This window comes from Paeniglutamicibacter sp. MACA_103 (assembly GCF_045798555.1).
Taxonomy (GTDB): Bacteria; Actinomycetota; Actinomycetes; order Actinomycetales; family Micrococcaceae; genus Paeniglutamicibacter.
On sequence record NZ_JBIXLN010000038.1, the window covers coordinates 1 to 24456 of the forward strand.

Below are 24456 nucleotides of genomic sequence, written 5' to 3' on the forward strand. Positions count from 1 at the left end.
CTTCCGAAGTTCATTTGGAATTCTTTGCAATCGGCTTCGCGTTTCACCCTTTCGGGCTACGTTGCGGTGCTCGGTGCGAGAAACAACTCTACGCGCATCCCGCCGGAAAGTCCAAACCGCTGCCACCTGCGCACCCGAGGGGCAAGGAACCCCGTGAACACGGGGCTGGAACCTGGTTGGGGGCTGAATTTCCGGCCATTCGGCGGGAAACATCAATTGAGCGCTGCATCACAGCAACATCACGGGGCCGGTCATAGACTGAAAACATGCCTGCACATCCAGTAAACGCATCGTCCAGTGACCAGCCCGTCAACGCATTGCAGCAGATACTCGGCTTCACCGAGCCCATCTTCAATGCCCCGATGGCCGGGGCAGCCGGTGGCGAGCTCGCCGCTGCAGTTTCGGCAGCCGGCGGCTTCGGCATGTTGGGGATCGGCGGCAATGTCACCAAGGAATGGATGGACAGGGAAGCACCACTGGCCGCGTCCTCTGGTCGAGGCTGGGGTGCCGGCCTCATGGCCTGGGTCCTGGCGAAGAACCTGGAACCGCTCGAGCACGTGCTTGCTCATGGCCCTTCCTTTGTCTGCATCAGCTTTGGCGATCCCGGCCCCGCCGCCGCCCTGGCACATGAGTCCGGGTCCTTGGTGGGAATGCAGGTCGGGAACGCAGCAGAACTTTCCCGCGCCCTTGAGGACGACATCGACGTGGTGATCTGCCGCGGGAACGAAGGCGGGGGCCACGGGCGCAACGAAGTCTCCACGCTTCCCCTGCTCCAGCTGGCCTTGGAAAGGGCCGGCAAACCGGTCATTGCCGCCGGGGGCCTTGCCACGGCAGCCGGGGTCGCCGCCGTCCTGGGTGCGGGCGCTTCGGCCGCATGGATCGGCACGCGCTTCGCTGCGGCCACCGAATCCATGAGCCATCAAAATATCAAGGCGGCCATTGGGGCGGCCGACATCGACGACACCGTTTACACCCGCGCCTTCGACATCGCCCAGCGCATCGACTGGCCGGTTCAATACGGCGGCCGCGCCCTGCGCAACGAGTTCAGCGACACCTGGGCCGAAGACATCGAAGCACTGGCGGCAGCCGTGGGGGCGGACGACACACTGACCAAGCAAGTCGACGACGCCCGAGCTAAGGGCGATACTTCCCTGGCGCCGATCTATGCCGGCCAGTCGGCGGGCCTCTCGGCCGCCGGACAAAGCGCCGCCGAGATCGTTGCGGACCTTGCCGGCTTCCGTTCGGTGCTCGAGCAGGCCGCCCGGCGTTGGTCCACCTCCTGAGCGGATCGGACCCGTTGGCTCAGTAGCCCAGTGTCATGTTGTCGATCAGCCGGACCTCGCCGACCTTCGCGGCCACCAGCAGCAAGCCCTCGCCGGTGAACGGGGTGTCCTGGCAATTGAAGGCCAGCTCCTGCAAGGTGCGCGGGTCCACCAGCTCGAAGTAGTCGAGCTCCACCAGCGGTTCCATCTCGAAGAGCCCCGCGGCGTCCTCCAGGTACAGCGGTTCGTGGCGGTCGGCCCGCTCCTTGACCAGGCTCAGTGCCCGGTGGATCACCAGCGCGGCCGTGGCCTGCTCTTTGGTGAGGAATTGGTTCCGGCTGGAAAGGGCCAAGCCCTCGGCGCTGCGGATAATGGGCACCGAACGGACCTCGACCGGATAATTCAGATCCGCCACCATGCGGTTGATCAGCACCAGCTGCTGCGCATCCTTCTGTCCGAAGTAGGCGCGGTAGGAGACGGGGACCCCGAGCGTTGCCGGCGGCATGGCAAAGTGGAGCAGCTTGGCCACGACGGCGAGCATCCCGTCGAAGTGCCCGGGGCGCGAGGCCCCTTCGAACTTCGAGCCCAGGAAACCGGAATCGATCTTGATCAGCGGGCGGCCGTCGGGGTAGACCTCTGCGGCCTCCGGGGCGAAGACGATGTCGGCGCCGGCCCGGGCCAGGATCGCCACGTCCGCCTCGAGGGTTCGCGGGTACCTGGCGAAATCCTGCGCGTCGTTGAATTGCAGCTCATTGACGAAGACGCTGACCACCAGCACGTCGTTTTGCCCCCGCGCGGTGGAGACCAGGGACTCGTGTCCCGAGTGCAGGGCCCCCATGGTGGGCACCAGCCCCAGGGTCGCGGCGCCCTGCGCCGGTGCCGCCGTCTCGAGGGCCCGGGCAATCGCCGCCGAAAGCTCGGCCGCGGTGCGGGCAATGCTGGGGGTGCGGCCGGCGGAATCTGCTGATGTGCTCACCGGCCCAGTTTATCCGCAGGGCTCCGCCGCCGGCCCTACCGTGTCGGGGCGTCCAGCGCGGCCAGGATCCCGTCGAGGGTCTGCCGGTCGATCAACCCTCGGGCATGGGCACGCAACGCGGTCGCGCGGCTCATGGCCAGGTAGCCCTCCCGGGTGTCCTCGCCGATGTCCGCTCCGGCCAGGGCGGCCCGATGCGCCACAACGGTCTGCACGTCCCCGCGGGCCACCGGCCCGGTCAACGCTCCCTCCCCGGAAGCCAGCGCGTTTTCCAGCGAGGCACGCATGAGTGCCGAGAGCACCCGCTCGGGGTGCTCGACGCCGATGCCCGCCAGGATTCCGGCGGCCTGCCCGGCAATCGTCACCAGGTGGTTGGAGGCGTGCGACAGCGCCGCGTGGTACTTCACCCGGTCCTCCTCGGCGATGACAACCGGCTCGCCGCCCATCTCCACCACGAGGGCCTGGGCGATGGGAAGGACCATGTTCGAGGCGCTAACCCCGAAGACGCAGTCGCCGAGCCGCTCCAGGTCCATGCTCATCCCGGTGAAGGTCATGGCCGGGTGGATGGCCAGCCCGATGGCGCCTGCGGCCATTGCCGGGGCCAGCACCTCGGTGCCGTAGCGTCCGGCGGTGTGGACCACCAGCTGCCCGGCCTGCCAGTGCCCGGCCGCGGCCAGCCCGGAGACCAGCTCCGCCAACGCGTCGTCGGGAACCGCCAAGATGACCAGTTCGGCGCGGCGCAGGATCTCGGGGATTTCCAGCACCGGCACGTCGGGCAGGAGCAGCTCGGCGCGTTCGCGCGAGGCCTCGGAGACGGCGTGGACGCCCACGACTTGGTGCTCGGCGGCGCGCAACGCGGCACCCAACACGGCCCCGACCTTGCCGGCGCCGATGACGCCCACCCCCAGCCGTCCCGGCTTGCCCGTGTTCCTCATGCGTCCCCCAGCCAGTGGTTTGAATCTGTTTGCCTGCGTGCCGCGGCGGCACGGTCTGCCTGTTCCAGGAACAATGCGCGGCCCGAGCCGATGTCGAGCTGGCGCACCATTGGCACCACGGGCCCCGGGATCGTGGCCAGGGCCAGGTCCACCACGTCCAGGCGCCGCGCCAGCGGGCCCTGCCGCAGGGAAAGGCCCTGGGTGCGGGCGTGCGGAACGATGGCGATGGTGCGGTGCAGCGCCCCGTTGCGTGCCACCAGCGCGGTGTCGGTCAGCGCGTATCCCTGTCGGCGGTACGCCAGGGGCGAGAGCGGGCGGACCCTCGCCGGGGAAACCACGAAGCCGTGTTCGGTGCCGCTGCCGTTGAGGGCGGCGGCAAAGAATTCGCGCGGCGCCTCGACGCCGGGGGCCGGCAGCACCACCGAGAGCACCGCCAGCACGTCCTCGAAGGTGCCCACCGGCAGCAGCACGCTGCGCTGCTCGGCGTCGTTGGCGGCCCCGCCCCCGATGCCCGCGACGTTCACCGCGACCTTGTACCAGCCCAGCCGCCGCCAGAGGAAGGGCGCGGAGACCTTGATGGCCTGCACCCGCCCCGGGGGCACCGTCTGGTGGCGGGTGTCCAGCAGCCCGTAACCCAGGCGCAACCCGTCGGCGCTCGTGGCCGCCTTGAAGTTGTAGCCGGTGTTGAGGTTGTTCCACAGCGCGCCGGCCATGCCCAGCAGCGCCGGCAGCAGGTAGAACGGCGCGAAGCCGTCGATGGTCGACATGCCGATGGCCAGCCCCACGACGCCCAGCACCATGAACACGGTGGAGGGGCGCAGCAGGATGGAGCCGACGAGCCGGCCCAGCGGGACGCTGGCGACCACGCGCTCGCTGGCTGCCAGGGAGGCGGGCGGCACCGCGGCGCCCGGCGCCGGCGGGGCGTCCGCGGCCGGAGCGGAATCCTGGACCTGCGCGTCCGCCGGGCCCGCCTCTCCGGCCGGTGCGGCGGCGGGTGCAGGGGGCACGGGTGCCGCCTGCAGCCCGGCGGCGCGGGCCAGGATGGCGTTGCGCAGCTCGTGGGCCTCGGAAAGCTTCACGAAGGCCAGGTTCATCGCGGCGGAGCCCGAGTCGGCGACGTCGAAGCGCAGCTCGGCGAGCCCGAAGATGCGGGCGACCAGCGGCTGGACGATGTCGATCGACTGGACCCTGTCGATGCGGGCCTGGCGCTGCTGGCGGAAGACCATGCCGGAATTCACGTTCACGTGGCGGTCGGTGATCTGGTACTTGGTGAACCACCAGGAGCCGAAGAAGCCCAGCAGGATCAGCGCCAGGATGCCGCCGCCGATGAGCAGCGAGACCAGCAGCGAGGCACCGGAGACGAAGTCGGGCCCGCGGCCGGGTTCCTCGTCGCCGAAGAAGGAGGAAAGGGTGTTTTGTCCGTAGACGAAGGCGATGGCGATGACCGCGAGCCAGCCGCGCACCAGGGGCGAGACCGGGTGGACGCGGTGCCACGGCGCCTCCGGGCCGATGGGTCCCGGTGCCGGCGCCGGTTCGGGGTTCACAGCCCGGCCAAACGCGATTCGCCGCGGGCCGCAAGCTGCTCGCGCAGGCGCGTGCCCTCGGCCATCGGCAGGCCGGGGATCTCCGCGGTGGCGTCCGCGGCGGCGGTGTGCAGCTTGACCTTGCACAACCCCAGCATCCGGTCGATCGGGCCCACCGCCACGTCGACGAATTGCATCCGGCCGTAGGGAACCACCAGGACCCTTTGGAACATCAGTCCCTGGCGCACCAGCAGGTCGTCCTCGCGTTCGGCGTAGCCGATCGCGGCAACCTGCCGCGGGATCAGCACCAGGCGCAGGATCTCGATCACCAGGACGAGCGCGGGGGCGGCGATGGCCAGCCAGAGCGGAAATCCGCTCCACACCTCGGCCAGCACAAGCACCAACGGCACGCACAGCACCGCCAGCGTCACCAGCGCGCCGACTGCCCAACCCACCATGCGGACCTTCGCGTAGCTCGGGGACACCCTGCTCCAGTGGATTCCTGCCGGGTCAATTGGTTCCTGCGGCATAGCCTTGATCGTCCTTGCCCTCGCTCTTGGCCGCCGGATCCGAGGGATCTTCCGGGGGCAGCTTGCAGAACTGTTCCACAACCCATCCCACGATAACCATCACCAGCGCCCCGCCGATCATCACCAAGGATGATTTCACCGCCGCACTGCCCATTGCGCCGGCCGTGAGCAGGCCCAGAAGGATCCCGCCGTGCCATCCGGCGATAGTGGAGCCGGCATACACGCTGGCCTGGGCCAGCACCAGGGTGCGGGCCGCGGCGATTCCGTTTACGCGCTTCTTGCTCCGCCCGGAGGTGAACAGCTTGATGCGGATGCCCATGACCAGGGTGATCACGCAGGCCGCCCCCATGGACACCAGCGAGGTCCAGTGCAGCACGGGCACCGGGTAGCCGCGGTTGGCCGCAATGATCTGCAGGGCGTAGCCGGCGACGACGCCAACCACCAGCACCGTGAAGACCCAGAGGGGACGCAGCGAGTTCATCGACCTAGGCCCCCGCTTCGGCACGTTTGATGCCCGGGGTGTCGGACGCGGCGGCGGCCAGCTCTGCCACCGGCTTCCCCGCCAGCTCGGCCTCCGGTTCCATCCAGGACCACGGCAGCAACACGAAGCCACGTTCCGCGGCCCGCGGGTGCGGCAGGGTCAGCACCGGGTCTTCGCTGGTTTCATCCCCGTAGGTGATCACGTCGATGTCAAGGGTGCGCGGCCCCCAGCGCACCTCACGGGTGCGGTGGTGCGCCGCCTCGATCTCCTGGCACGCCGCCAGCAGTTCAAGCGGTGCCAGGGTGGTGGTGACACGCAGCACCAGGTTCAGGAAGTCGGGCTGCCCGGCGGGCCCGCCCACGGGCTTGGTCACCGCGGTGTCCGAGACGCGCTCCACCGTGATGCCCGCGGTGGCGGCCAGGGCGGTGACGGCGGCCTGCAGCGTTCCGGCACGTTCGCCCAGGTTCGACCCCAGGGCAAGGATGCAGGAAACCATTCGGCTCACTCCCGTTCGCGGTAAATGTGGATGGTGACGTCGGAGAAAGTCACGGTGATCGGGGCCTTGGGCTTGTGCACGATGACCTCCACCCCGGTGACGGTGCCGAAGGACGCCAGGATCGCCGCGGCGGTCTTCTCCGCCAGCGTCTCGATCAGGTCCCAGGGCCCGTCCTGGATCTGGGCCACCACCAGTTCGCCGAGTTCCCCGTAGTGCGCGGTGTCCGCGACGTTGTCGCTGGCCGCGGCCTTGCGGATGTCGGTGTGCAGGACGACGTCGAGGGTGAAGGGCTGCCCATCGCGCTTCTCATGCTCGAAGACGCCGTGGTGCCCGATCGCGGTGATGCCCGCCAGGGTGATGGTGTCGCTGCGCATGGTCCCGCCCCGCTTCCTAGAGAGCCGGGACGCGGGCCGCGGACCAGGCGTGGGCGACCTTGATGGCGTCCAGGTTCGAGGGCACGTCGTGCACTCGCACGCCCCAGGCGCCGTTGGCCGCGGCCAGCGCGCTGGTCGCCGCGGTGGCGGCGTCGCGCTGGGTCGGGTCCGCGGGCTTGGAATCGACGGTCAGCAGGGCGCCCAGGAAGCGCTTGCGGCTGGTGCCCACCAGGACGCGGTGGCCCAGCGCGGTGAAGCGCCCAAGCGCGTTGAGCAGCTCCCAGTTGTGCTCGTGGTCCTTGGCGAAGCCCAGTCCCGGGTCCAGGATCAGCTGCTCGGGGGCGACCCCGGCGGCCACGAACGTCTCGCGCAGCGCGAGCATCTCCTCGATGACCTCGGAGACCACGTCGGTGTAGTTGGCCTCGGTGACCATGGTGGAGGCGTCCCCGCGACGGTGCATCAGCACGTAGGGGGCGCCGGTCTCGGCCATGAGCGCGGGCATGTCCGGCTCGTGGGTCAGCCCGGAGACGTCGTTGATGATGTGGGCGCCCGCCTCCAGGGCCGCGCGGGCCGTGGAGGTGTGCATGGTGTCGACCGAGATGATCGCCCCGGCCTTGGCCAGCGCCTTGATGACCGGAAGGATGCGGGCCTGCTCCTCGGCGGGGTCCACGGAGGCGGCCCCGGGGCGGGTGGATTCCCCGCCGACGTCGATGATGTCCGCCCCGCCGTAGTACATGCGCAGGCCGTGGGAGATGGCGTCGTCGGTGTTGGTGTACTTCCCGCCGTCCGAAAAGGAATCCTCGGTGATGTTCAGGATGCCCATGACCAGCGTGCGGTCGGCGGGCAGGTCGGCCAGGGTGCGGGCCGTGATCTTCTTGATGACCGGCAGCGGGCTGGTGGCCGGGCCGGTTCCGGGGATTGCTCCAAGTGACATGGGGGTTACCTACTTTCCGAGGATAAGGCTCATGGCCTCTGCGCGGGTGGCCGGCTCGCGGAGCTGGCCACGCACGGCGCTGGTGACGGTCTTGGCGCCCGGCTTGCGGACGCCCCGCATGGACATGCACATGTGTTCGCATTCGACCACGACGATGGCGCCGCGCGGGCTCAGGTGCTCCATGAGCGAATCGACGATCTGGGTGGTCAACCGCTCCTGGACCTGCGGGCGGCGGGCGAACACCTCCACCAGGCGGGCCAGCTTGCTCAGGCCCGTGACCTTGCCTTCGGGGCCGGGGATGTAGCCGACGTGTGCGGTGCCGTGGAACGGCACCAGGTGGTGTTCGCAGGTGGAGTAGAACGGGATGTCCTTGACCAGGACCAGCTCGTCATGTTCGATGTCGAAGGTCGTGCTCAGGTGGTCGGCCGGGTCCTGGTGGAGCCCGGCAAAGAACTCCGCGTAGGCCTTGGCCACGCGCTTGGGCGTCTCCACCAACCCGTCGCGGAAAGGGTCCTCGCCGATGGCGTGGAGGATCTCGCGCACCGCGTTTTCGATGCGGAGCAGGTCCACGCCGCCGACGCCCTGGGCGTTGTCATCTTCAAACTGATCGATCTCGTTCACCCTTCAGATCCTAGCGTGTGCGTGCGATGGGTTACTCGCCGGTGACGTCGCTTGAAGTGGCGGCGGCGGCATCGGCGGCGATTTCCTTCGCGGAGAGGACCGGTCCGGCGGTGTGCACCGGGCGGGTGTCCTTGCTCAGCCAGACCTCGCGCTCGGGGCGCTTGGTGAGGTCGTGGAAGATCTCCTCGATCTCCTTCTGGTTCAGCGTCTCGTGCTCGAGCAGCGCGAGGGCCAGGCGGTCAAGCACGTGGCGGTTCTCGGTCAGCGCTGCGTAGGCCTCGTCGTGCGCGGTGTCGATCAGCGCGCGGACCTCTTCGTCGACCACGTTGGCCATGGTCTCGGAGTAGTCGCGGCTGGAGGCCTGCCCGTACATGGCGTCCCCGGAGGAGGAACCCAGCTTCACGGCGCCCACGCGCTCGGACATGCCGTAGTCGGTGACCATCTTGCGCGCCGTGGCGGTGGCCTTCTCGATGTCGTTGGAGGCACCGGTGGAGGGGTCGTGGAAGACGATTTCCTCGGCCACGCGCCCGCCCATGGCGTAGGCCATCTGGTCCAGCAGCTCGTTGCGGGTCACCGAGTACTTGTCGTCGTCGGGCACCACCATGGTGTAGCCCAGGGCCCGGCCGCGCGGCAGGATGGTGACCTTGGTGACCGGGGCGGTCTGGCGCATGGCCGCTGCCACCAGGGCGTGTCCGCCCTCGTGGTACGCGGTGATCTTGCGTTCGTGTTCCTTCATCAACCGGCTGCGCTTCTGCGGGCCGGCCATGACGCGGTCGATGGCCTCGTCCAGGGCGCGGTCGTCGATCAGCTGGGCGTTGGAGCGCGCGGTGAGCAGCGCGGCCTCGTTGAGCACGTTGGCCAAATCGGCGCCGGTGTAGCCGGGGGTCTTCTTGGCCACTGCCTTCAGGTCCACGTTGGTGGCCATCGGCTTGCCCTGGGCGTGGACCTTGAGGATATGTTCGCGTCCGATCATGTCCGGTGCCTCCACCGGGATCTGGCGGTCAAAGCGGCCCGGGCGCAGCAGCGCCGGGTCAAGCACGTCCGCGCGGTTGGTCGCGGCGATCAGGATGACGTTGGTGGTCGCGTCGAAGCCGTCCATCTCGACCAGCAGCTGGTTCAGGGTCTGTTCGCGCTCATCGTTGCCGCCGCCGATGCCGGCGCCGCGGTGGCGTCCCACGGCGTCGATCTCATCGACGAAGATGATGGCGGGGGAATTGGTCTTGGCCTGCTCGAAGAGGTCACGGACGCGCGAGGCGCCCACGCCGACGAACATTTCCACGAAGTCCGAGCCGGAGATCGAGTAGAAGGGGACGCCTGCCTCGCCGGCCACGGCCTTGGCCAGCAGCGTCTTGCCGGTGCCCGGAGGGCCGTAGAGCAGCACGCCCTTGGGGATCTTGGCGCCGACGGCCTGGAACTTGCCCGGTTCGCGCAGGAATTCCTTGATTTCGTGGAGCTCCTCCACGGCCTCCTCGGCACCTGCAACGTCGGCGAAGGTCACCTGCGGCATGTCCTTGGTGATCAGCTTGGCCTTGGACTTGCCGAACTGCATGACCTTGGATCCGCCGCCCTGCGAACGGGAAAGGATGAACCAGAACAGGCCCACGATCAGGATCATCGGGATCATGAAGCCGAGCATGGAGGTGAACCAGTTGCTTTGCACGGGCTGGTCGGTGTAGCCGGAGAGGTTGGCCTCGTTCACCGCGTCCACCACCTGGGTGCCGCGCGGCTGGGAGTAGAAGAACGAGACGTTCTTGCCCTTGTCCGCACCGTCGATGTTCAGCGGGTTCTTCAGCGTCAGGTCGACGCGCTGCTCGCCGTCGAAGATCTTCGCCTCGGAGACCTTGTCGTCCTTGAGCAATTGCATGCCAACGGAAGTGTCGATGCGCCCGGAATTGCCGTTCAAAAGCGTCGGCAGGAAAATCAGCAGCACCGCGGCGCCCAGGAGCACCCAGACGATCCAGCTGTTAAAGATCTTTTTCGCGTTCATTGATTGGGGGTCCCGCCCCATCCCTCCTGCTTTCAGGCCCTTGTCGGCCCGGGCGCCTGGGCGACGCCGGCATCTTGCTACACGTTAATTAAGTAAACGCCCTCATGTGTACCCACGGATGGGCTTGGCGGTAAGTTCCCCTTTGGGCGTAAGAACGCCGATGGCCGCCCCCGGGGAACCGGAAACGGCCATGGCGCACCCCGAAGGATGCGGCTGCGGCGGGTGCCGCGCGCTACTGGTAGACGTGCGGCGCCAGGGTGCCGATGAAGTCCAGGTTGCGGTACTTCTCATCGAAGTCCAGGCCGTAGCCGACGACGAATTCGTTGGGGATCTCCATGCCGACGTACTTCACGTCGATTTCCACCTTCGCGGCCTCGGGCTTGCGCAGCAGGGTGCAGATTTCCACCGAGGCCGGGCCGCGGGAGTGCAGGTTGGCCAGCAGCCAGGACAGGGTCAGGCCGGAGTCGATGATGTCCTCGACGATCAGCACGTCCTTGCCCAAAAGGTCGGTGTCGAGGTCCTTGAGGATGCGCACGACGCCGGAGGACTGGGTGCCCGAACCGTAGGAGGAGACGGCCATCCAGTCCATGGTCACGTGGGAGTGCAGCGCGCGGACGAGGTCCGCCATGACCATCACGGCGCCCTTGAGGACGCCGACAACCAGGATGTCCCGGCCTTCGTAGTCGGCGTCGATCCGGGCGGCAAGCTCATTGATCTTGGCCTGGATTTCTTCCTTGGTGTAGAGGACATGCGCCAAATCGGCGCTGACATCTTTCGAATCCACGAGGGCTCCTGGTTCTGGGGTCGGCGATATACCGGTCGAAGGGGGCTTTCTACCCACGAACTAGAGTGCCACAGTCTTGCCTGCGGTGGGGAGCATGGCACTCCCATGTTGCCGCGACTTGGCGGCAAGCGGCCCCGCAACTGTGAGGCAATTCTCACGCCCCGCCGTGCCGCAGGGCCGTGGCGTCCAGCCGCAGGGCCGGAACCGCACCGGCCGGCAGCCGGGCCCCGGCGATGCGGGTGGCAAACACCGGGCCCTCGAGCTGGATCGGGCCAGCGGACTTGGAGTCGAGCACCAGGGCGCCGAGGGCCGCCAGGCGTTCGAAGTCCGGTGCCGGTGCTCCCAAACGCGCCACGGCCAGGCGCAGCGCGCGGGAGCGCATCGGTTCGGGCATGGCACGCAGGCGGGCAAGGTCCAGGGTGCACACTGTGGGCGCGGTCCCGGGACCCGGCCCTTCGGCGGCCGCCGGTGCGGCGAGGATGGCCGCGTGCAGCGCGCCCGCGGCCAGCTCGTCGAGGTATTCGGCGTCGGCGCGGGCCAGCGCGGCGGTACGGGCCAGCGCGGCGGGGACGTGGTCCCCCAGCACGTTCCGCAGCACCGGCATGAGTTCATGGCGCACCCGGTTGCGCAGGTAGCGCGGATCGGTGTTGGTCGGGTCGCTCCAGTACTCAAGCCCCTCGTGGCGGCAGATCGATTCGACATCGGCCCGCCCCAGGCCCAGCAGCGGGCGAAGGTAGGGCCCGCGCGCGGCAGGCATCCCGGCCAACGAGAGCGTCCCGGAGCCGCGGGCCAGCCCCAGCAAAACCTGTTCGGCCTGGTCGTCCCGGGTGTGTCCGAGCAGCACGTGGTCAGCGCCGGTTTGCTCCATGGCCTGCCCCAGGGCCGCATAGCGCGCGGTGCGGGCGGCCTGTTCGCTGCCGCCGTCCACCCGGACCTGGAGCACCAGCACCTCGTCGAGGCCCAGGTCCCGGCATTGGGCCGCGGCCCGGTGCGCCACCTCGGTGCTGCCCGGCTGCATCCCGTGGTCCACGATGACGGCCCCGGCGTCGATCTCCTTCTTGCGGTGCAGGAACGCCGCGGCGGCCGCCAGGGCCAGCGAGTCGGCGCCGCCGCTGCAGGCCACCAGCACCTTGCCGCCCGGCGGCACCATGGCACGGATCGCGTTGCGGGCCTCGGCCAAAACGTGCGGCAGCTTCCCGCCCATTGATGTCCCTTCGCCCCGCTGGGGGGGTGTCTAGTCGTTTGCCGGTGCCTGCGGCCCGGCCGGGTTCGCGCCCATGCGGGCCACCCATTGCTCCGGGTGGTGCAGCTCGTGCTCGGTGGGGAGGTTTTCCGGCCCCTCCCAGACCCGGTTGAAGCCCTCCATGCCCATGAGCTTCACCGCCCGGGAGACGAAGCGCTGCCCGTCGGCGTATTGGCGCATCTTCGCGTCCAGGCCCAGCAGCTTGCGCAGCCACTTCTCCACCATGCCCCGGTCCTTGCCGCGGGCGCCGAAGCGCTGGCGGATGGTGCGCACGCTGGGCACGATCGAGGAGTCCACGGCGTCCATCACCACGTTGGCGTGCCCCTCCAACAGGGACATCACCGCGGTGATGTGGGAGAGGATCTGCTTTTGCTCCCCGGTGCGCAGCGAGGCCAGCAGCCCGGTCTCCGCGGTTGCCGCCCCGGTCCCGCCGCTCTCGGCGCCGGCCGCCTTCAGGTCCTTCTTGCCGCGCATGACCTCGGACGCGGCGGCGCGCAGCCTCTCGCCCAGCGCCTCGGGCTCGGCCAGCAGCGAGGCCAGCAGTTCGGCGATCTTTGATTGCAGGTGCTCGCGCAGCCACGGGGCGGCGGCGAATTGCACGCGGTGGGTCTGCTCGTGCAGGGTGACCCAGAGCCGGAAGTCGTCGGTGTCGACTTTCAGTTCCCGCTCGATGGCCACGATGTTCGGTGCCACCAGCATCAGCCGGCCGCCGGCGGGCAGGTCCGCGCGCAGCAGGCCGGCGAAGGGGTCGTACTGGCCCAGCACCTTGGAGGACATGAACGCCAGGATGGCGCCCATTTCCACGCCGGTGGCGGTGGAGGAAAGCACCTGGGTGGCCTCGGAAATCTTTTCGCCGCGGGTCTTGGCCAGGTTCTCCATGGCCGGGCCCAGCATCGCCTCGAAGCTCTGGGTGTTGGCCTTGGCCCAGCCGGGCCGATCGACGATGAGCACCTGGGAATCGCGCAGGTCGCGTGCGGCAGCCAGCCCGGTGATGCGGTGCACGTGCTCGACAGAGGCCTCGGCCTTGGCACGCAGGTCGTCGACGACCGCAGCGATCTCGGTGCCGGTGAGGCTCGGGCCTGCGCCGACCAGCTTGGCCGCGGTGGTGGCGGCGAGGTCCCAATTGATCAGCCGGAAGTCGGTGGTGTCCATGCCTTCCATCCCATCACGCTTTTCACCCGCGCGACGGGATTGCGCGCTGGGCAAAAACTTTCCGCCCCTTTTCGAAGCCGTCGGCAAACGGTGGCTTTCCTGCCGCCCTAGCGGCAGCCGCACCGGGTCAGCGCCGCGGCCGCGGCGTCAAGTACCGGCTTGTTCGGGGCGATCGTCCGGTCGCCGGTGTGCACGAGGATGGAGAAGGCCAGCGACCGTCCGTCCCGGCTCACCGTCTGCCCGGTGAGGCTGGAGACCTCCATGAGCGATCCGGTCTTGGCGCGCACCACACCGCGGGTGTCGCCCGAGCCCAGCCGGGCGCTCATGGTGCCAGTGGCCCCCGCAACGGGAAGCCAATATCCGATGTTCCGCAGCGCGGCGTGCTCGGACGTGGCGGCATGGGCCATGGCCGAGGCCAGGGTCAGCGGGGAGACGCGGTCGGCCGCGGCCAGCCCGGAGGTGTCCACCAGGTCCATCCCGGTGGTGTCGATGCCCAGCTCCCCCACGATCCGTGCCACTGCCCGGGCGCCGTTGGCGTGGTCCCCCGGCGCCTGGCCGGACACGGCCACCATGCGACCGAGCGCCTCGGCCACGTAGTTGTCCGAGACCTCCAGCATGAACCGGACCTGCTCGCCCAGGGTGGCGGAGTCGACGGACGCCAGCTCCGTCCCCTGCGCGGGCGCCTCGGCCCGCGTGACAGCGGTGCCGAGGGCGGGGCCGCCGGCAGCTTCCAGGGCGGTGCCCAGCGCCGCGGCAAACGTCTTGGCCGCGTACATGCCCGGGTCCCCGACGCGCTCGGCCTTGGCGCCGGCATTGGCCCTGGCCCCGTACATGGCAATGGGTGAGATCGGGGAAATGTCGTTGGAGGCCAGCAAGGAGGGGTCCCAGGCGGGGTTCAGCGGCTCGCCGGTGAAGAGCGAGTCATCCAGCTGGATGGCCACGGTATCGGCCACCAGGGAGGCCGCGCGGGCTTCCACCAGCGCCGCGGCCGTCCGGCTCGCCAGCGTGCCCAGCCCGGCGCGACCGCTGACGGCCGCCGAATCGCTGCCCGATCCGAGCAACACGTCGCCGCCGCCCACCAGCACGACGGTGTTGGCGTCCTTGAGCACGGCCCGGGTGGTGAAGCGGGTGTCCTCGCCGATTGCGTGGGTGGCGGCGATCGCGGTGAGAACCTTGAGGCTCGAAGCGGGGATCCCCGGCGTCGCGCCGGAGCGTGAATAGAGTTCCTCGCCGGTGGCCACGTCGATGACGCTTGCAGAGATGCTCGCCCCCTGCGCGGATGTCAGGATCGGATCAAGTGTCGATTTCAGCACGGCCGCGTCGGGTGCCGGGGCCGCGGGGTCAAGGTGCGCGAGCGCCGTGGCACTGGCCGCGGCCAGCACGGCGGGCGCGGGCGCGTCCCCGTCCGCCTTCGGGGTGCCGGACCCGGCCACGACCGGGATGAGGAAGAAGGCCAGCAGGCCCAGGACCAGGCCGGCCAGCAGCACCGTTGTCCCCAGGCGCCGGAGGCGGTGCGCTTGTTTCATGCGGCATCCTTCGAAATCGTCGTAGTCCGTGTGCGCCATATACCCTTAAGCGCAGCACCCATAAGACTAGACGGCAATCGGACGCGCCCGCGTCCGCACATGCCGCTGGTCACGAGAGTCGAGGAGACTTTTCATGAGCCACGACGTCACCATCGAGATCCCTGCCGGATCGCGCGTGAAGTACGAGATCGACCACGAGACCCACCGTCTGCGTCTGGACCGCGTGTTGTTCACCTCCATGCAGTACCCGACCCACTACGGCTTCTTCGATGACACCCTGGGCGAAGACGGCGACCCGTTGGACGCGCTGGTCTTCATCCCGGGCGTCGACCTGTTCCCGGGCGTCGTGGTGGAGTCTCGCCCGATCGCCGTGTTCAACATGACCGACGACGGCGGCGGAGACGCCAAGCTGGTGTGCGTTCCGGCCGACAAGCGCTTCGACCACATCCAGGAGTTCGAGGACCTCGACGGGTGGCTCATCAAGGAAATCGAGCACTTCTTCCTGCGCTACAAGGACCTGGAGCCGGGCAAGTGGGTCAAGGCCGAGGGCTGGATGGGCCGCGCCGAGGCCGAGGCCGAGTTGGAGCGCTCGATCGAGCGCTACAAGGCCCAGGCCTAAGGTTTTTCGCGGCCTGGCCGCATCCCGGCGACGGGGCCCGAGCCATCGCATTCATGCGGTGTTTGGGCCCCGTCGTGGTTTAAAGGGTGGCTTGTGGGGCCGACGGCGTTGGCCGTCGCCCGGGAGCACCGCCTTGATGCAAGTATCAAGGCGGCCTCAGGAAGCCCCGAGATGGATGGTCACCACCGCCGAGGAAATCGATCCAGCGCAGGCAGCCCAGTACGTGATCGGCGTGCTGGAGCGTTCCCGCAGGTCATGGGGAGCTTCTGGGTGCCGACCTGAACGCGAGGGTCACCACCATGCTCAACTTCACCCAGCAGACCGCCCGGGAACCCCTCTCGGGCGACGATCTACGGTTGACGTACAAGGCCGCCGAGGTGGAGACCCGGCTGGTGGAGGAACAGGCTTCGGCCGAACATGTCATCGACCACCTGCGGACCCAACGCGCCCAGGAATCCACCCTAACCGCCGAACAGGCCCGAATTCTCCCGCCCCCTCAAGGCCTAACGCCAGCGCCCCGGGGAAGCGTCGATTGAAAAGTCCCAGGCATATCGGGTAGCCGTGGCGGCGCACAAGAAAGCCCGCAATGACGATGGCCTGGAACACACGACCGATGGGCAGGAGCGAGAGCCGATGAACCGGGCAACGGAGACCCGTCGCAAGTTGCGCGCCTACCAGGAAGCGACCGAACGGAAACGGCAGCTGCGAAGCGACACGGACGACGGGCCGAAGTTAGGGGGACGAACGCGGCCCCCGCTACAGCCGTTAGGAACGGTTCCGGGCATCACATGTTTCAGTGGAGGTGTCTCTTAAATGGTTATTGGCCCGGAATATTCTGGGCCCATAACCGCTGTATTGACCTAGGCCGGTAAAGTACCCCTGCATTGGAGCTAGCAAAAGGGATGGGCGGTCCCGCCCGGCCCTTGCATGGAAAATCGTTACCACCAAGAGGGTTGGAAAGAGCATTACGTTGAAGAACGGCGTGCAGACGCACGCATCATATACATCTCTTGATGGCATGCAATTCCAGCAACTCAAAGCAACCGATTCTTTCGCACAAGTTCGCTTCAACCACACCGCCACCAATCCACACTGCCAGCTCTTTAATGCAAGCTACGGCGGAGCTATCCGATACAACGTCATGGTCCGTTTCTACCGTTCCGGTGTAGTCGATGTCATTGGAAGCAGAAGGAAGGCACCAGCTCACGAAGGGTGGGCGAGATTCAACACTGCCTCGGGTGGAGAAAAGTGGGTATCAGTGTTCAAACTCAACCACGTGAGCTTCAATTGCCTGCTGGTGGGGCTGTGCCTTCCACAAAATATCAAATCATCCGTTTCCTACTAGAGTGAGGCCATGATGAGCGAGGACACCGTAGTGAATGAAAATACATGGAAATCGCGAGAATCAGCGTTTCTCTCGGGCGTGGTTGTATCCGTTTTTGCGGGGGCTGCACTCATCGTTTTTGGATCTGTACAGTTCCAAGAGAACGAGATGAGCTGGGTTGAGCTTCTAGGCGAAACCGCATCCGCAGGTTTCCGTGGTTCCTTGATTGGGCTGCTGGCCGGATTGCTGCTATGTATCCCCGCACTAAGATGGGCATCCACGAGATTTTCTCCATGGATTCAGCTGCTGGTGGTCCTCGCGGCCGGAGCCTTAACAGCCGTTCCAATTACGATCCTCGACGCCGTTTTTGGATGGAACCCCGGCTTTGAAGGCATCTTAGGTATCTACGCCTTCTTCGCGGGGATATGGTCAGCTTTTGGAGCTTGGATACTTCTACAATTGGCGAGAAGGTCAAGGAGCTTCACATTTGTTCTGTACGGGTCCGCTTCATTGCTCTTGATAGTGGGGCTTTTGTCCTACGTGAACAGAGGCTTTTCAACTGGGGTATGGGCTATCTTCTAGTCATTTCTCTCGCCCTGGAATAGCCGCTTATGTCCGCGCGCCCATCCTGTAGGCAACTGACACATCGCAGTTCCGCCCTCAAATTACGAACGGGATGGCCACCAGCTAATAATAATTCGGCCGGTGGCCATCGACGTTCCGGAGTTTAGGGGGCCTGATAAAGGCTGCCAACCAACCATTCGCCGCCAGGGGCTTTTTTGGTGCAGCTCCACATACCAGGTGCCGGCGTTGGTGCTTGAAATCGGCCGTAAGTATTTGCGGGTTGAGGGCGTCACCCTCCATCACCGGTCCGGAAAGGATCTTGTCGAACGGGAGACGTGCCGGGTCGATTTACTCGGCCTCGATGGCATGCCCCTTCTCCAGGTAGGGGGCGCAGCTCGGCGTGCCAACGTTGTTCCGGTTCATCGGGCCGGGCAAACAGGTTCATGACCTTCACCGCAACCTCTTCCGCACTCTTCGTTACCGGAGCCGAGGCCTCCACTCTCGGGGAAACCTGCGGAGATTCCACAGCGGTGCCAGGCAACTGTGCACAGCCGGCGACGGCCAGTACGCCCACTCCGGCGCAGGAGAATGCCGTGACCGTGGACCACGGGTCGGCACCGCTCCCAGGCAGCGTCGTGGAGTCGGGGGAATTGGCGGATCTGATGTCTCAAGTCATCGGTGACACTTCCGCATTTGGACCCGGGGAATCCGGCGCACGGTCTAACGTAACTACTTTAAGGAGCGGGTCCGGGAACCATTGCCATGGGGCGGGCTTCAGGCCACTGCGTTCCAGGCCCGCACGAGCAGGGGCAGTGCCTGTCCCAGTTGTTCACGATCGAGGGCATAGGGCACGCGCAGCCAGTGGTCCAGGCCGTGGTCATCTACGGCGAAGGTGGAACCGGGGCTCAGCACCAGGCTGGCCTTCCTGGCCTGCGCCACCAAGGCCATGGACCGGGGTGCCGGCAGGTTGCACCACAGCGACATGCCCCCGCCCGGCTTGGCGACCTTCCACTCGGGCAGTTGGGTGCCCAAGGCCGCATGGAGCCAGTCGCGGCTCTTGCGCAACGAGGCGCGCGTCGGCTCGTCCAGGCCCGACCGTTCCCTGATGAGCAGGTTCAGCACCAGCTGCTCGAGCACCGGCGCGCCGAGGTCGACGGTCGCCCGCACCTGGTTGATGGCCCCGACCAGGGCCCGCGGCGCCCTGATCCAGCCCAGCCGGAGCCCTCCCCAATAGGTCTTGCTGGCACTGCCCACGGTGATCAGCCCCTCGGCATACTTCGCCATGGGGAAGACCGGCGGCCGCTCGTCAAGCCACAACTCGGCGTTCGTCTCGTCAACGATCCCCTGCACGCCATTGCGCACCAGTGCCCGCGCCCAGCGCTCGCGTCCCTCGTTGTCCAGCAAGGTCCCGGTCGGGTTGTGGAAATCGGGCAGGCAGAGCATCGCGCCGATGCCGCCACGGGCCAGCGCCGCTTCGATGCCCGCGACGTCGCTGCCCTCGGGCCCGATGGGCAGGGCCGTCATGCGGGCGCCATGCTGTCGCAGCGATGTCACGGAGTTGGGGTAGCTGGGGCTTTCGGCCAACACCCGGGCACCGCGTGCAAGCACCGCCCGGGCCGCGGTGGCGACCCCCGACAGCGCGCCGGCGGTGACGATGACCTGCTCGGGACCCGTGGGCAGGCCGCGGCGGGTGTAGTCCTCGGCGATGGCCTCGCGCAGAACGGGCAGGCCCATCGGGTAGTAGCCCATCCCGCCGATGTAGCCGGGCAGCTGGTCAAGGGCGCGCTCGTAGTAGCTGGCCAGGCCCAACGGGGCCGTGGGTGCACCGCAGGTGAGGTCGATTCCGCCGGGCGGAAGCGTTTCCTGGACCCCCACGGCCAGCGGCTCGGTCCCGCCCCCGATTTCCCCGCCGGGAATCCGGATCCTTGTCCCGGAGCCCTGCCTGGCCTCCGCAAAGCCGCGTTCGCGCAGCTCCTGGTAGGCCCGCGTGACGGTGGTGCGGCTCATTCCGAGCTCGGCCACCAGTTCCCTTTCGCTGGGCAGCATGGTTCCGTGCAGCACCCGTCCGTTGGCCACGAGCTGCCGGATTCCCTCCGAAAGCCAGGTGTACGCGCGCTGTTCCCCCGCGCGTTTGCCCAGCATCCCGCTGAGTCGGCGGGCGGGAAGATGGCGCTGGATCACTGGCATGAGTCCAGTGTGCACCAATTGGCACTTTTTTTGAAGGCCATTTACCGGGATGATTGATCCATGACAAAGTCCCGCTCCCCCGAATTGGCCCGCCTGACACCGCTCGCGCAATTGCGGGCCGGCCGCTTTCCCCTCCGCATCGTGCAATTGTTCGTGGGCCTGAGCCTCTTTGGCCTGGCCATGGCCGGCTTTGTCCGTTCGGGCCTCGGGCTGGCCCCGTGGGACGTGCTCCACTACGGCGTCACCCTGCACACCGGGCTCAGCCTCGGCACCGTGGTTATCATCTTCGGCTTCCTGGTCCTGTTGCTCTGGATCCCCCTGCGGCAAATGCCCGGACTAGGCACCATTGCCAACGTCATCTGGATCGGCGTGGCCGCGGACATCGGATTGGTCATCATCCCCGAAGCGAACGGCCTGCCGGCGCAGCTGGCCCTGTTCGCCGGCTCCCTGCTGGTGAACGGACTCGGCGGCGGACTCTACATCGGCAGCCAGCTGGGCCCGGGCCCGCGCGACGGCCTGATGACCGGGCTGCATGCACGCACCGGAATCAGCCTGCGCCTGGCACGCACGGGCGTGGAGGTCCTCGTGCTGGCGATCGGCTGGTTCCTGGGCGGCATCGTCGGCTTCGGCACCATCCTGTACGCGCTGGCCATCGGCCCGGTCACCCAGCTGTTCCTGCGCTTCTGCATCATCGAGCTCCGGCCCGCGCGAAACCCCGAGGAAGCGCCCGCGACCGCCCCGTAGGGTCCGGCCGCCCTCCGGCAACGGAACTCCAAGCCGGCGTTTAGCCAGACGAAGTCGGCGTTTCGCTGCATAATTGGGAATGTGTACCTCGTAACCCTCAAACAACGTGATCGGCGCGGCGACGGCGACCTCGGCGACGAAATGCTTCGCTCCCTCTCCGGCATTGCCACGCTGGCCCCGTTCCAGCGCTCCGGGCCGTCCCTGCTGATCGGTGTCCCCGAGCGGGCCGAAGACGCCGTCGACGCGACGCTCCGCGCGCTGCGCAGCCACCATTGGCTGGTCGGCCTCGGCGTCGGCACCCTGTACGAACCGGTGCCGCGGGAGGCGCAATTCCTCCAGGGCACCGCGCTGGGCTACGCCCACACCGCCGTCGAGCGCTCCGAGCACACCGGGGAACGCATACCGCTGAGTGTCATCGGCCCCGATTCCGCCGTCGCCGGGGAAGCCGAGGCGGTGCTGCGCCTGCTCGGGCAGATTGTCAGCACCCGCAGCGCCGCCGAGTGGGCAGTGCTCGATCTGCTCACCCCGGGGGTGCGCGGACAGCAAAAGCACGTCGCGGCGGAGCTGGGAATCAGCGCCCAGGCCGTCTCCAAGGCCGTGGTCCGCTCCGCATGGGTCGAGGAATGGGCCGCGCGCCCGGCGGCCGCCAGGCTCCTGCGCTGGATCGAATCCCCCCACGCCGCGTCCGACCTCTAGGCCGCGTCAAAAAGTTCCGGTTCCCTAGTCAACCTGCGGTTTTGTCCGTAGTATCGGCGTTACCGTCCCCCGTTCCCGGGGACCGGGAGTCAGCCCCGCACGATGACACGAGGAGCAAACGATGGTTCCGGAAATCAATTGGATCGCGGTTGTGGTCGCCACGCTTTCGACCATGGTCGTCGGCAGTCTCTGGTACACCCCGAAGGTGTTTGGCAACTACTGGATGCGGGTGGCCAAGGTGACCCCGGGCGAGGCCAAGGACGCCGTCGTGCCGATCCTGGTGACCCTCGTTGTCAGCTTCATCAGCGCCTGGGTCCTGGCCGGTGCGACGTACCTGTCCTTCGACTTCTACGGCGGTTCCTACCTCACCAACGCGCTGTTGACGGCCCTGATCCTGTGGGGCGGTTTCACGGCGGCACGTTTCATCACGCACGACGCCTTCGAGGGCCGCCCGCTCGGACTCACCGCGCTGAACTGCCTCCACGAGCTGGTGACATTCATGGTGATGGGCCTGGTCATCGGGTTGTTCGGGGTCTAGCCGGCACCCCGGGTTGCGGCCCTACTTGGCCGGGGACGGGGACGGCAGCGGTTCCTGCTCGAACTCGAGCCACCCGATCGTGTACTTCCCGCCGCGCTCGAACACGTCGAAGCGCTCGCCCTCGGGGTGGCTGGGGGTGCTCAGTTCCAGTTGGGACCAGTGGCCCATGGTCGAATCCTTCACGGGTTCCACCGTGAACCCGGCGGCGACGCCGAGCCGGTTGAACTCGGCAGACAACCTGTCGAATTGTTCCCCCACGGTGTCGGTCCCGCCCGTGGTGGTCACCCTGCACACCTCGACCTGGTCCCCGGCGAGCGTCGATTCCACCAAGTGGTCCATGGCCTGTTCAATGCCGGGCTCGCCGGTGTTGCAGATGACGTCCGGGGACGTGCACCCGGTCACCAGCACGCCGGCGCCGAACAAGGACAGGGCAAGGATTCCGGCGCGTTTCATGGTTTTAAGCATAGGCCAGCGAATCGACGGCACGCGCTCGGGACCCGGCCGAAGGGCCGAGCCCCGGGGACCGGGAATCCGCGCGGATGGCCTGTGCCGCCACGCCCGCGGCATTCCTGCGGCCCAAGACGAAGGTCCGCCACGGCATTGGTGCCGTGGCGGACATTCAGGGTCGTGTGTGCGCGGCTCAGGCAGCCTTGCGCAGCAGGAGGTCCTGCAGGACCACCGCCAGTCCGTCGTCGTCAACACCCGCGGCGATCTCGTCCGCCACGGCCTTGACCTCGTCGGGCGCCTGGCCCATGGCCACGCCGCGCCCTGCCCAGGACAGCATTTCGATGTCGTTGCGGCCATCGCCCACGGCGAGGGTCTGCTCGATGTCGAATCCGAGACCCGCGCGCAACGACTCCAGGCCGCTGGCCTTGGTGACGCCCTCGGCGGCGATGTCCAGCCAGGCCGTCCAGCCCACCGAGTAGGTGACTCCGGACAGGCCCAGGGTGCCGACCGCCTCGCCGAATTCCTCGGCGGTGGCGTCGGTGGAGAAGACCACCAGGCGAACGGCCGTGGCCTCGAGCATCTTGTCCAGCGTCACCGGGGTGGCGACGACGCCGAAGCTGGCGTCCTCGAATCGCTCGGTGGAAAGGAACTGGCCCTTGTCGTCTTCCAGCGCGTACTTCGCGGTGGGCAGCGCCTTGAGAAGTGCGCGCAGGGCGGGAGCCGGGTCGAAGGTCTTGCGCTCGATGACTTCGTAGCCGTCCTCGAGGGTTGTGTCGATGCGCACGGTGACGCCGCCGTTGCAGCAGACGGCATAGCCGTTCTCGATGCCGAGCGTCTGGATGACCGGCAGTGTTGCACCGAGCGAGCGCCCGGTGGAAATGACGACCTCGTGACCGGCCGCGACGATGGCGCGCGCCGCGTCCTTGACCGCCGGGCTCATTTCGCCGACGTGGTTGACCAGTGTGCCGTCGACGTCAAGGCAGATCATGTGGGTATCGGTTGCTTCTGACCGGTCTTCGATGCCGGTTCTTGTCATAACTGTCATTTATCCAGTGAAGCACCAAATCCGCTTTCTGGGCATGACCCAACCCACAATGTGTCATGAACGATGGGTGAATGTCTCCCGAACCGTCGACTTTCCGCACCAGGAAGCCGGTGGTTAAGCGCCGCTGGGAGGAGGCACATGCCTCCTCCCAGCGCTTGGTGCTGTCCCCGTGCGGTCCCGCAAGCTACAGGACGGGAAGTACTTCCATGCCACCGAGGTACGGGCGCAGCGCCACCGGCACGTTGACCGAGCCGTCGGCGTTCTGGTGGTGCTCCAGGATGGCCACGATCCAGCGGGTGGTCGCCAGGGTGCCGTTGAGCGTCGAGACCGCGCGGGTCTTGCCCGGCTTGCCGTCGGCGCCGATCTCGCGTTCGCGGATGTTCAGGCGGCGGGCCTGGAAAGTGGTGCAGTTCGAGGTGGAGGTCAGCTCGCGGTAGGCGTCCTGGGTCGGGACCCAGGCCTCGCAGTCGAACTTCCGGGCCGCGCTCATGCCCAGGTCCCCGGCCGCGGTGTCGATGACGCGGTAGGGCAGCTCGACCTTGGCCAGCATTTCCTCTTCCCAGGCCAGGAGCTTGGCGTGCTCGGCCTCGGACTGCTCCGGGGAGCAGTAGACGAACATTTCCAGCTTGTTGAACTGGTGCACGCGGATGATGCCACGGGTGTCCTTGCCCGCCGAGCCCGCCTCGCGGCGGTAGCAGGAGGACCAGCCGGCGTAGCGCGTCGGACCGTCGGACAGGTCAAGGATCTCGTTGGCGTGGTACCCGGCCAGGGCGACCTCGGAGGTGCCCACCAGGTAAAGGTCGTCGCGTTCGAGCTTGTAGATCTCGTCGTCGTGCTCGACGTCGAAGCCGGTGCCTTGCATGGTCTCGGGGCGCACCAGCGTCGGGGTGATCATCGGGATGAAGCCGTTTTGCACGGCCTGGTCCAGCGCCATGTTCATGAGCGCGATTTCCAGGCGGGCGCCGATGCCCTTGAGGAAGTAGAAGCGGGAACCGGAGACCTTCGCGCCGCGTTCCATGTCGATTGCGCCGAGCAGCTCGCCGAGTTCGAGGTGGTCGCGTGGCTCGAAGCCCTCGGCGGCGAAGTCACGGGGGGTTCCCACGTGCTTGACGACCGTGAAGTCGTCCTCGCCGCCGGAGGGCACCCCGTCCAGGATCAGGTTCGGAATGGAGCGCTGCAGCTTCGTGTAGGCCTCGGACGCGGCGTCGGAGGCGGCTTGCGCGGCCTTGACGTTCTGCGAGAGCTCCTTGACCTCGGCGAGCAGGGCCTGCTTTTCCTCGCCCTTGGCCGCACCGACCTTCTTGCTGAAGGCGTTCTGTTGGGCACGCAGCGCCTCAAAGGATGAAATCGACTCGCGGCGCGCCGAATCGGCGGCCAGGATCGCATCAATCAGGGACTCATCCGCCCCGCGGGCGCGCTGCGAAGCGCGGAAGGTATCTGGATTTTCACTGAGTACTTTTACGTCGATCAC

Annotated in this window: 26 protein-coding genes; 8 read left to right on the top strand and 18 right to left on the bottom strand. The window is 67.4% G+C overall.

What is annotated here, in order from left to right; all coding sequences use genetic code 11:
* The first annotated feature begins 266 nt into the window (after positions 1 to 266).
* On the top strand, positions 267 to 1283 hold the full coding sequence (locus tag ACIPVK_RS16455) for an NAD(P)H-dependent flavin oxidoreductase (protein ID WP_407613058.1): 1017 nt from the start codon (positions 267 to 269) through the stop codon (positions 1281 to 1283).
* Between the two features lie 19 nt (positions 1284 to 1302).
* Here ACIPVK_RS16455 and panC read toward each other — a convergent pair whose 3' ends face one another.
* From panC to dacB, 14 genes are all read right to left on the bottom strand, one after another.
* Positions 1303 to 2238: a pantoate--beta-alanine ligase gene (gene panC / locus ACIPVK_RS16460; protein WP_407613059.1), complete on the bottom strand. Its 936-nt coding sequence runs from the start codon at positions 2236 to 2238 to the stop codon at positions 1303 to 1305.
* A 35-nt stretch (positions 2239 to 2273) separates the two neighbouring features.
* Entirely contained in the window at positions 2274 to 3170 is an 897-nt protein-coding gene (locus ACIPVK_RS16465) for a Rossmann-like and DUF2520 domain-containing protein (RefSeq protein ID WP_407613060.1), read from the bottom strand.
* The gene (locus ACIPVK_RS16470; RefSeq protein WP_407613061.1) at positions 3167 to 4714 is read right to left on the bottom strand and encodes a PH domain-containing protein; all 1548 of its coding nucleotides are present in this window, start codon (positions 4712 to 4714) and stop codon (positions 3167 to 3169) included. The genes ACIPVK_RS16465 and ACIPVK_RS16470 overlap by 4 nt, the downstream gene beginning before the upstream one ends.
* A complete protein-coding gene (locus ACIPVK_RS16475; protein WP_407613062.1) occupies positions 4711 to 5223 on the bottom strand; it encodes a PH domain-containing protein in 513 nt (170 codons plus the stop codon). Before ACIPVK_RS16475 ends, ACIPVK_RS16470 begins: the two co-directional genes overlap by 4 nt.
* Entirely contained in the window at positions 5204 to 5704 is a 501-nt protein-coding gene (locus ACIPVK_RS16480) for a DUF3180 domain-containing protein (RefSeq protein WP_407613063.1), read from the bottom strand. Before ACIPVK_RS16480 ends, ACIPVK_RS16475 begins: the two co-directional genes overlap by 20 nt.
* Before the next feature lie 4 nt (positions 5705 to 5708).
* Positions 5709 to 6200: a 2-amino-4-hydroxy-6-hydroxymethyldihydropteridine diphosphokinase gene (folK, locus tag ACIPVK_RS16485; RefSeq protein WP_407613064.1), complete on the bottom strand. Its 492-nt coding sequence runs from the start codon at positions 6198 to 6200 to the stop codon at positions 5709 to 5711.
* A gap of 5 nt (positions 6201 to 6205) precedes the next feature.
* The gene (gene folB, locus ACIPVK_RS16490) at positions 6206 to 6574 is read right to left on the bottom strand and encodes a dihydroneopterin aldolase (RefSeq protein ID WP_407613065.1); all 369 of its coding nucleotides are present in this window, start codon (positions 6572 to 6574) and stop codon (positions 6206 to 6208) included.
* Positions 6575 to 6590: 16 nt separating this feature from the next.
* A complete protein-coding gene (gene folP / locus ACIPVK_RS16495) occupies positions 6591 to 7508 on the bottom strand; it encodes a dihydropteroate synthase (RefSeq protein ID WP_407613066.1) in 918 nt (305 codons plus the stop codon).
* Positions 7509 to 7517: 9 nt separating this feature from the next.
* Positions 7518 to 8129, bottom strand: a complete 612-nt coding sequence (gene folE / locus ACIPVK_RS16500) for a GTP cyclohydrolase I FolE (RefSeq protein ID WP_407613067.1) — start codon at positions 8127 to 8129, stop codon at positions 7518 to 7520.
* A gap of 31 nt (positions 8130 to 8160) precedes the next feature.
* Positions 8161 to 10116, bottom strand: coding sequence for an ATP-dependent zinc metalloprotease FtsH (gene ftsH, locus ACIPVK_RS16505; protein WP_407613068.1), 1956 nt, complete (start codon positions 10114 to 10116; stop codon positions 8161 to 8163).
* 232 nt (positions 10117 to 10348) lie between these two features.
* The gene (gene hpt, locus ACIPVK_RS16510; RefSeq protein WP_264270984.1) at positions 10349 to 10900 is read right to left on the bottom strand and encodes a hypoxanthine phosphoribosyltransferase; all 552 of its coding nucleotides are present in this window, start codon (positions 10898 to 10900) and stop codon (positions 10349 to 10351) included.
* 154 nt (positions 10901 to 11054) lie between these two features.
* Entirely contained in the window at positions 11055 to 12104 is a 1050-nt protein-coding gene (gene tilS, locus ACIPVK_RS16515) for a tRNA lysidine(34) synthetase TilS (protein ID WP_407613069.1), read from the bottom strand.
* Between the two features lie 30 nt (positions 12105 to 12134).
* Positions 12135 to 13295, bottom strand: a complete 1161-nt coding sequence (locus ACIPVK_RS16520) for a zinc-dependent metalloprotease (RefSeq protein ID WP_407613070.1) — start codon at positions 13293 to 13295, stop codon at positions 12135 to 12137.
* 107 nt (positions 13296 to 13402) lie between these two features.
* A complete protein-coding gene (gene dacB, locus ACIPVK_RS16525; RefSeq protein WP_407613071.1) occupies positions 13403 to 14821 on the bottom strand; it encodes a D-alanyl-D-alanine carboxypeptidase/D-alanyl-D-alanine-endopeptidase in 1419 nt (472 codons plus the stop codon).
* Positions 14822 to 14954: 133 nt separating this feature from the next.
* Between dacB and ACIPVK_RS16530 the strand changes: the two genes are divergently transcribed.
* The 4 genes from ACIPVK_RS16530 (at position 14955) to ACIPVK_RS16545 (ending at position 17346) form a co-directional block, all read left to right on the top strand.
* Positions 14955 to 15440, top strand: a complete 486-nt coding sequence (locus ACIPVK_RS16530; RefSeq protein WP_217390818.1) for an inorganic diphosphatase — start codon at positions 14955 to 14957, stop codon at positions 15438 to 15440.
* A 299-nt stretch (positions 15441 to 15739) separates the two neighbouring features.
* A complete protein-coding gene (locus ACIPVK_RS16535) occupies positions 15740 to 15976 on the top strand; it encodes a hypothetical protein (protein ID WP_407613072.1) in 237 nt (78 codons plus the stop codon).
* A gap of 434 nt (positions 15977 to 16410) precedes the next feature.
* Positions 16411 to 16785 (top strand): hypothetical protein, encoded by a 375-nt coding sequence (locus tag ACIPVK_RS16540; protein WP_407613073.1) that lies wholly within the window; start codon positions 16411 to 16413, stop codon positions 16783 to 16785.
* Between the two features lie 9 nt (positions 16786 to 16794).
* Positions 16795 to 17346: a hypothetical protein gene (locus tag ACIPVK_RS16545; RefSeq protein WP_407613074.1), complete on the top strand. Its 552-nt coding sequence runs from the start codon at positions 16795 to 16797 to the stop codon at positions 17344 to 17346.
* Between the two features lie 756 nt (positions 17347 to 18102).
* Here ACIPVK_RS16545 and ACIPVK_RS16550 read toward each other — a convergent pair.
* Positions 18103 to 19515 carry a PLP-dependent aminotransferase family protein gene (locus ACIPVK_RS16550; RefSeq protein WP_407613075.1) on the bottom strand — a complete coding sequence of 471 codons (1413 nt, stop codon included), beginning with the start codon at positions 19513 to 19515 and terminating at the stop codon, positions 18103 to 18105.
* A gap of 60 nt (positions 19516 to 19575) precedes the next feature.
* Between ACIPVK_RS16550 and ACIPVK_RS16555 the strand changes: the two genes are divergently transcribed.
* The 3 genes from ACIPVK_RS16555 to ACIPVK_RS16565 all read left to right on the top strand — a co-directional run bounded on the left by ACIPVK_RS16555 (position 19576) and on the right by ACIPVK_RS16565 (position 21493).
* Positions 19576 to 20259: a YczE/YyaS/YitT family protein gene (locus ACIPVK_RS16555; RefSeq protein ID WP_407613076.1), complete on the top strand. Its 684-nt coding sequence runs from the start codon at positions 19576 to 19578 to the stop codon at positions 20257 to 20259.
* A gap of 81 nt (positions 20260 to 20340) precedes the next feature.
* Entirely contained in the window at positions 20341 to 20955 is a 615-nt protein-coding gene (locus ACIPVK_RS16560; protein ID WP_407613077.1) for a hypothetical protein, read from the top strand.
* A 121-nt stretch (positions 20956 to 21076) separates the two neighbouring features.
* Positions 21077 to 21493 (top strand): DUF1761 domain-containing protein, encoded by a 417-nt coding sequence (locus ACIPVK_RS16565; protein WP_407613078.1) that lies wholly within the window; start codon positions 21077 to 21079, stop codon positions 21491 to 21493.
* Between the two features lie 21 nt (positions 21494 to 21514).
* On the opposite strand, the gene ACIPVK_RS16570 is transcribed toward ACIPVK_RS16565, so the two are convergent.
* The 3 genes from ACIPVK_RS16570 to serS form a co-directional block, all read right to left on the bottom strand.
* Positions 21515 to 21946: a hypothetical protein gene (locus ACIPVK_RS16570; RefSeq protein WP_407613079.1), complete on the bottom strand. Its 432-nt coding sequence runs from the start codon at positions 21944 to 21946 to the stop codon at positions 21515 to 21517.
* Positions 21947 to 22133: 187 nt separating this feature from the next.
* Complete coding sequence (locus ACIPVK_RS16575) at positions 22134 to 22985, bottom strand: HAD family hydrolase (protein WP_407613080.1); 852 nt, start codon at positions 22983 to 22985, stop codon at positions 22134 to 22136.
* 184 nt (positions 22986 to 23169) lie between these two features.
* Positions 23170 to 24456 carry a serine--tRNA ligase gene (gene serS / locus ACIPVK_RS16580; protein ID WP_407613081.1) on the bottom strand — a complete coding sequence of 429 codons (1287 nt, stop codon included), beginning with the start codon at positions 24454 to 24456 and terminating at the stop codon, positions 23170 to 23172.